The sequence below is a fragment of the Psychrobacter faecalis genome (assembly GCF_016107575.1).
GTDB lineage: Bacteria > Pseudomonadota > Gammaproteobacteria > Pseudomonadales > Moraxellaceae > Psychrobacter > Psychrobacter faecalis.
In genome coordinates, this window is the sequence record NZ_JABAST010000011.1 from 69,879 (window position 1) to 76,335 (window position 6,457).

The window sequence follows — 6,457 nt, forward strand, 5'->3', positions numbered from 1 at the left end:
CTTAGATTAGCACAGTGAGCAACGTTGAACGTATCGCGCAAGTTTAGAAATGGTAACTTGCTAAAATGTCTAATCGGAGTTTTCTAAAACCATAATAGTAGGATTTTGATATATAAATAACGATACTATTAATGTAAACTAATCACAAAAAGTATTTTACTAACATATTACAGTAACCAAATTAGCTAAAAAGAGTTTAATCATAAGGACATTGTTTAATGAATGCCTCGCTAAATAAATGGATTTTATTACCAAGTATCGTCTCTCTAATGGCACTTGCGCTCAGCGGCTGCGAAGAAGAGGACGTGTTTTTTGGCGTAGGCAGTAGCAATAATATAACGCTGAGCAGATTTGCCGATAGCTATGACAGTAAAGCCAATGCGACTGCGATTGCGCGCATCGATGAAACCTACCGTACCGGTAATTATGAGATTAAAACCAGAAATCTTGTCAATAACTACAGCAATCAAAGTTTAAATACTTTAGACAAAACGGTACTAGCCGATAAGTTCGAAGGACGATTGGAACACAAAAATATTGAAGTCAGTGGCCGCACGGTCAAACGGCCTATTTATGAAAAAAACAGCAATAACAAGTTCAATTATCAAACCACTTATAAAACCTTGGACTTGTCAGGTGTGAAAGCCGATGATTACCGTGCAGGCGTTCCGCTAAGCAATAGTCGCGGCATTAAGACGGGCTTAAGTCACTATTCTAAACTGCCAACCAATTTAGCCTTTCCAGCAGGCTCGGTTTGCTATATTCCCGTCGTCAGCAGCGAGCGTAAATTTTTAGCTTTTAACGAAAAAGACAACACAGGATACTCGTCGCTTGATAAATGGGTTGCGGCAGCCGAAGCACGTTTTAATGATGATAGAGATTATAGTACCTCAAGGTTTGGCGTTGGTATCAATAATAAGCAAAAAGCGGCGCAAGTGATGTTTTTTGAATATAAAGACCAACCAGCTTATCAGTATAACGGGGTTGAATATAGTAAAGATATTTATGAAGCGGATTATGTGGCCAAAGGTAGTAGCAATCCAAATACCAACATCTTTCGCGGTGTGGTCGATTGCACGATTGTCAATGATGTCGCCGCTGACTTTTTAGAAAGAGAAATCAAGCGCTACTATTAACGTTTAGAAATACCTAAGGATAAAAAATATCATCACTCTCTATTTGTTCATTAGAGAGTGTTTTTTTATGCGCTAATTCTGCAAGCAAACGCTAAATCCGCTACAATACGCCCATTATTTATCCTATTTATTTAGCGTGATTTCTAAATCACACAACCGTTGAAGCCGAAATTATGAGCGTAGATCCAAAGAAATTAAGCAAAGAAGTCGCCAAACGCCGCACCTTTGCCATTATCTCGCATCCCGATGCGGGTAAGACCACCATGACCGAAAAGCTGCTGCTATGGGGGCAGGCGATTCAGGTGGTTGGTGAAGTAAAAGGCCGCAAAACTGACCGTCATGCGACATCTGATTGGATGAGTATGGAGCAGGAGCGCGGTATCTCGATTACCACCTCGGTCATGCAGTTTCCTTATAAAGACCATATGGTCAACCTGCTAGACACCCCGGGTCATGCCGACTTTAGTGAAGATACGTATCGTACTCTGACCGCGGTAGACAGTGCGCTAATGATGGTCGATGGCGCAAAAGGTGTCGAAGAGCGGACCATCAAGCTGATGGAAGTTTGCCGAATGCGTGATACGCCCATCATCTCATTTGTTAATAAACTTGACCGTCAGATTCGCGAGCCGCTTGAGCTACTCAGCGAAATCGAAGCAGTATTAAAGATTAAATGTATTCCGGTCACGTGGCCGATTGGTATGGGGCAAGATTTCGTTGGTGTTTATCATCTAACCGAAAACAAAACTTACCTATATGAAAAGGGTCATGGCGGTGAGATGACAGTCTCTGAAACGCGCGAAGGCTACGATTATCCTGATATCCGTGAGCGCTTGGGCAAGCTGATGTTTGATTCTTTTGAAGAATCGCTTGAGCTGGTACAAATGGCACTCGAAGACTTTGAAGTCGAGGCGTTTTTAAAAGGTGAGATGACGCCTGTATTGTTCGGGACGGCACTGGGTAACTTTGGCGTCAACATGGTACTTGATACCTTGATTAAATATGCACCGCCGCCAAAATCGCATCCGACCAATGAGCGCGAAGTCGCCGCAACCGAAACCGAATTTAGCGGTTTTGTGTTTAAGATTCAGGCCAATATGGATCCGCGTCACCGTGACCGCATTGCTTTTTTGCGCGTGTGCTCTGGTAAATATGAAAAAGGCATGAAAATGAAGCACGTGCGCTTGGGTAAAGACGTGCGTATTGCCGATGCTTTGACTTTCCTTGCAGGTGACCGTGAAGCGTTAGAAGAAGCCTACCCGGGTGATATCATTGGCTTACATAACCACGGAACCATTTCTATCGGTGACAGCTTTACCGAAGGCGAAGAATTAAACTTTACTGGTATTCCGCACTTTGCTCCTGAATTGTTCCGCCGTGTGGTGCTAAAAGACCCGCTTAAATCAAAAGCGCTGCAAAAAGGTTTACAGCAGTTAAGCGAAGAGGGCGCAACGCAGGTCTTTATGCCGCAGATTAATAACGATTTAATCTTAGGAGCGGTCGGTGTCCTACAGTTTGAAGTGGTCGCCCACCGTCTAAAAGAAGAATATAAAGTGCAATGTATCTTTGAGCCGGTATCGATTGCGACCGTACGCTGGATTCATTGTGATGATGAAGTGGCGCTGGCGAAGTTTAAGAAAAAAGCCCATGACCAATTATCAATAGATGGTGGTGGCTATTTGACCTATCTTGCGCCATCTCGGGTGAACTTGCAGCTGATGCAAGACCGCTATCCTGAGATTACTTTTAGCAATACGCGCGAGCATTAAAATTAGCTTATGAATTCTTATTCTTACCTTTAAAAGACACGCTATCGTGTCTTTTTTATTACGAAAAATTTTGTCGCAGTCAAATATAAGTGCCCGCCTCAACATTAAGTACTCAAAAACACAAACAGTGCGCCTACAATAGGGCGCAATAGTTACGGTAGAATATCAATAAACCTTATTTGTACGTGAAAGAGTCTATATGAAATCTACAACTGACATTCATAACAATAACTCAAGATTTACTAAACGATTTCCATCTCAGCACAGCGTGGGACGTCTGGTTACGTTGCTAAGTAGTGGCTTATTACTTGGGGCTTTAAGCCTATCAGCGCAGGCGGGTAGCTTGATTAGTCATAGCGAATATTTAGAATATGAATTGCCTAAAAAAATACAGGAAAAATGTACGGCGCGTGATAATTGCCCAGATATTGAAGTGAAGTACCTTAAGACCAATCATGCTTGGATAAATAAGCTTGCCAATGCGCGTATTGATAATTTAGTGGTCAATAGTAAGCCAACGGAGTCCGCGCCCATCACCAAGAAAAGTAGCCCAGCCGAGGTCAAAGCTGCCATCGACGGTTTTGTTAGCGCGCAGTTTGCCGACTTACCGCAAGACAGCATTTTCGTCTATAACTTAATGGTGACGCCTGAATACTTGGGTCATGTGAATGATTTTGAGCTGTTTGAAATAAACTCTTATGTCTTCACTGGTGGCGCTCATGGTATGCCATATAGCGAGTATTTGATATTTGACCAAAAAACTGAGAAACAAATTCAGTTAGCAGATATGCTACAGCCCAACAAAAAATCAAAATTTAAAGCTTTAGCTTATGATGCTTATAAAGATTGGGTGAAAACGGTCGATGAAGATGCGGCAAGCTATGAGAAAAACTGGCCATTTACCTTAAGTGAGAACGCAACCTTGACTGATAAAGGGATTGATATTCGTTATCAGCATTATTCTATCGGCCCCTACGCATACGGAATGCCCGTACTGAGTATTCCTTACAACAAGCTTAGCGGCATTATAAAACCTCGCTTTATAGCTAAATAATATCAACAATAATTTTAGCCAGTATGAAGATAATTGTATAAGAACAGCCATTTATAGAAAGTTATTAGATAAAAATAGCCATTGAATATTTTATAAAAATAAGGAGTGATACCATGACAAACCATACAGAAAATGCCCATACACCTGTGACGACAGAGGATGCAACTTGGCAACTTAATGCCCTGACCGAAGCACTAGGCGATCTGACCTTGAGCGTCAGTGACAGCCTGTCTGTTGGGCGCGGTAGCGATAATGACGTGGTACTCGGCAGCAAGCAAGTGTCGCGCAATCACGCTGTCTTGAGCGTGTTAAATGGGGAGCTATACGTTAAGGACTTAGAGTCATCGAACGGCACTTTTATCAATGAGCAGCGGATTGAGGGCAATAAATCTCAGCGCCTTAATGCCAATGATACGCTAGGCTTTGCAAGCTTTAACTTTCAGGTAATTGCGCCTGTTGCTGCGACCTTGGACAATGAACAAGCTGCTCCAGTTGTGTCAGATGAGCCAGTATTAAGCACGAACGCTGTTACGTCTACTGAATCGATACCAGCCGCTGAATCTACCGTTATAGCGCCAGTCGTTAGCGAAGCAGCAGATAAAAAGCCAACAATTGAAGAAACTAGTATTCAAGAACCCATCGTTAAAGAAACTGTTGCTGCAGAGCCTGTAATTAACGAGCCTATAATCAACGAACCTATTGCTAAAGAGCCAGTCATCAAGGAAACTGGAATCGATGAGGTATTGTCAGTAGCTGATAATAATGAACCATCAACTTCAACTAGCACACCGGTTGTAGAAGAACCAGCACCGAGTGCGGTTCGTCAGGCTCAATATGACAGCGATGCTGCAGCGCATGATAAGACCACGACGACCACCTTGCAAGAAGAGGCGGATCCCGATGTCCTACGTGCTAAGCAAGCTGCTACCGCCCAGTTTTCGGGCACGGCCAATTTGGGTCAGCCGCGCGACCTTGGTACATCAGGTAATAATGCCATGGATCAAGCGCTTAATAATCCTGCCAATGCGGGACAAGCCGAGAAAAAACCGAGTGGTGGCTGGTTTATCTGGGTATTTATTGCTATTTTAATCATTGGCCTCGCGCTATGGTTGTTTAATAAAGGCAGCATGTAAGAGTTCTATCTTTATAAACTAAACGGCATTCTAAAAGAAATAAAGCAGTTGCTCGCTTATAAAAATGATGAATTTCATAAAAAACTATGCAATTTTTATAAAGCCATGCAATAAAGGCGGGCAGCTTATACTTTAAAGGATGTCTCATCAATTTAGCTTTAAAAATAGCGGCAAATTTAAGTTAGAAAAAATAGCAATACAATCAAGTGTTTGACAGCTTTTATGAAAATAAAGCTAAAAAAAATGAAAAAGGGCTTGCGTCTAGCAAAATATTTGATAGAATAGCCACCACTTTGAGAGAACAAGCCGACTTAGCTCAGTTGGTAGAGCAACTGACTTGTAATCAGTAGGTCGCCAGTTCGATCCCGGCAGTCGGCACCATCTCTTTCAAAGTCGCTTTTTATGAATTTACTTTCAATTGAAGTGATTTATATCAAGCAATCTAGGTGGGATTGGGGAGCGGTCAAACCCAACAGACTGTAAATCTGTCGCGAAAGCTTCGAAGGTTCGAATCCTTCTCCCACCACCATATTTGTTTTAAGTATGTCCTAGCGCCAAGCATACTCTTTATCTTGTACGACTCTTAATTAGAGTCAAATAATATAAGAGTAAATGCGGGTGTGGTATAATGGTAACACCTTAGCCTTCCAAGCTAATGACGCGGGTTCGATTCCCGCCACCCGCTCCATATATGCACCTTCGCAGCAACTATCAAACATCACGACAGTCGGTTATTAGCTGTATCGTGATATTTTTTTTAGTACAACCCATAGGTTGGCTACTGTAGTTTTTAAAAGCATGCTCATATAGCTCAGCGGTAGAGCACTCCCTTGGTAAGGGAGAGGTCTTGAGTTCAATTCTCAATATGAGCTCCATTTATTGTTCAAGCCTTGTCTATATGCTTTACTATTTTGATAAAGCATCACATTTCGACAAGACAATGTATTTTACAAAATATTGTAGCAATATCGAATTATAAAATATTGAAAATTATAAATAGAGTGTGGCAATTAATCATTTAAAGGTGACACTAAGGTGTTGCCTTTTAGTGCTGTCAGTAGGTTTATAAATCTAATTTTTAGCAATATCTATAAAAAGCTGTTTTGTCAATGCGCGCTAGCAACTAGCACAATATGCAAGCGATTGAAAAACAAGTATAATGCCCATATATAAACATGTGATTAAGCTAGTAAGCATCTTGAATACATTCATTTTAGTAGCTAAACCATAGCGTCAACGGTTTGATGGTTATTACGCATCATGAGCCGTCAAACAGCTATTTACCGATCTTTGATTGTTAAAGATTCATCAATAAAGAGGAAATACCCATGGCAAAGGCCAAGTTTGAACGCAGCAAGCCACACG

Annotated in this window: 4 protein-coding genes and 4 tRNA genes; all 8 read left to right on the forward strand. The window is 41.7% G+C overall.

The window, feature by feature from the left end; translation table 11 throughout:
• Positions 1-218 precede the first annotated feature (218 nt).
• Positions 219-1,136: a hypothetical protein gene (locus JFC07_RS05505; RefSeq protein ID WP_198328518.1), complete on the forward strand. Its 918-nt coding sequence runs from the start codon at positions 219-221 to the stop codon at positions 1,134-1,136.
• A 173-nt stretch (positions 1,137-1,309) separates the two neighbouring features.
• On the forward strand, positions 1,310-2,905 hold the full coding sequence (locus JFC07_RS05510) for a peptide chain release factor 3 (RefSeq protein WP_144298043.1): 1,596 nt from the start codon (positions 1,310-1,312) through the stop codon (positions 2,903-2,905).
• A gap of 199 nt (positions 2,906-3,104) precedes the next feature.
• A complete protein-coding gene (locus JFC07_RS05515; RefSeq protein ID WP_198328520.1) occupies positions 3,105-3,959 on the forward strand; it encodes an RsiV family protein in 855 nt (284 codons plus the stop codon).
• A 113-nt stretch (positions 3,960-4,072) separates the two neighbouring features.
• The gene (locus tag JFC07_RS05520; protein ID WP_198328527.1) at positions 4,073-5,092 is read left to right on the forward strand and encodes an FHA domain-containing protein; all 1,020 of its coding nucleotides are present in this window, start codon (positions 4,073-4,075) and stop codon (positions 5,090-5,092) included.
• Between the two features lie 305 nt (positions 5,093-5,397).
• Positions 5,398-5,473 (forward strand) — tRNA-Thr (locus JFC07_RS05525).
• Between the two features lie 64 nt (positions 5,474-5,537).
• Positions 5,538-5,621, forward strand: a tRNA-Tyr gene (locus tag JFC07_RS05530).
• 85 nt (positions 5,622-5,706) lie between these two features.
• Positions 5,707-5,780: transfer RNA gene (locus tag JFC07_RS05535), tRNA-Gly, on the forward strand.
• A 112-nt stretch (positions 5,781-5,892) separates the two neighbouring features.
• Positions 5,893-5,967: transfer RNA gene (locus tag JFC07_RS05540), tRNA-Thr, on the forward strand.
• The last annotated feature ends 490 nt before the right edge of the window (positions 5,968-6,457 follow it).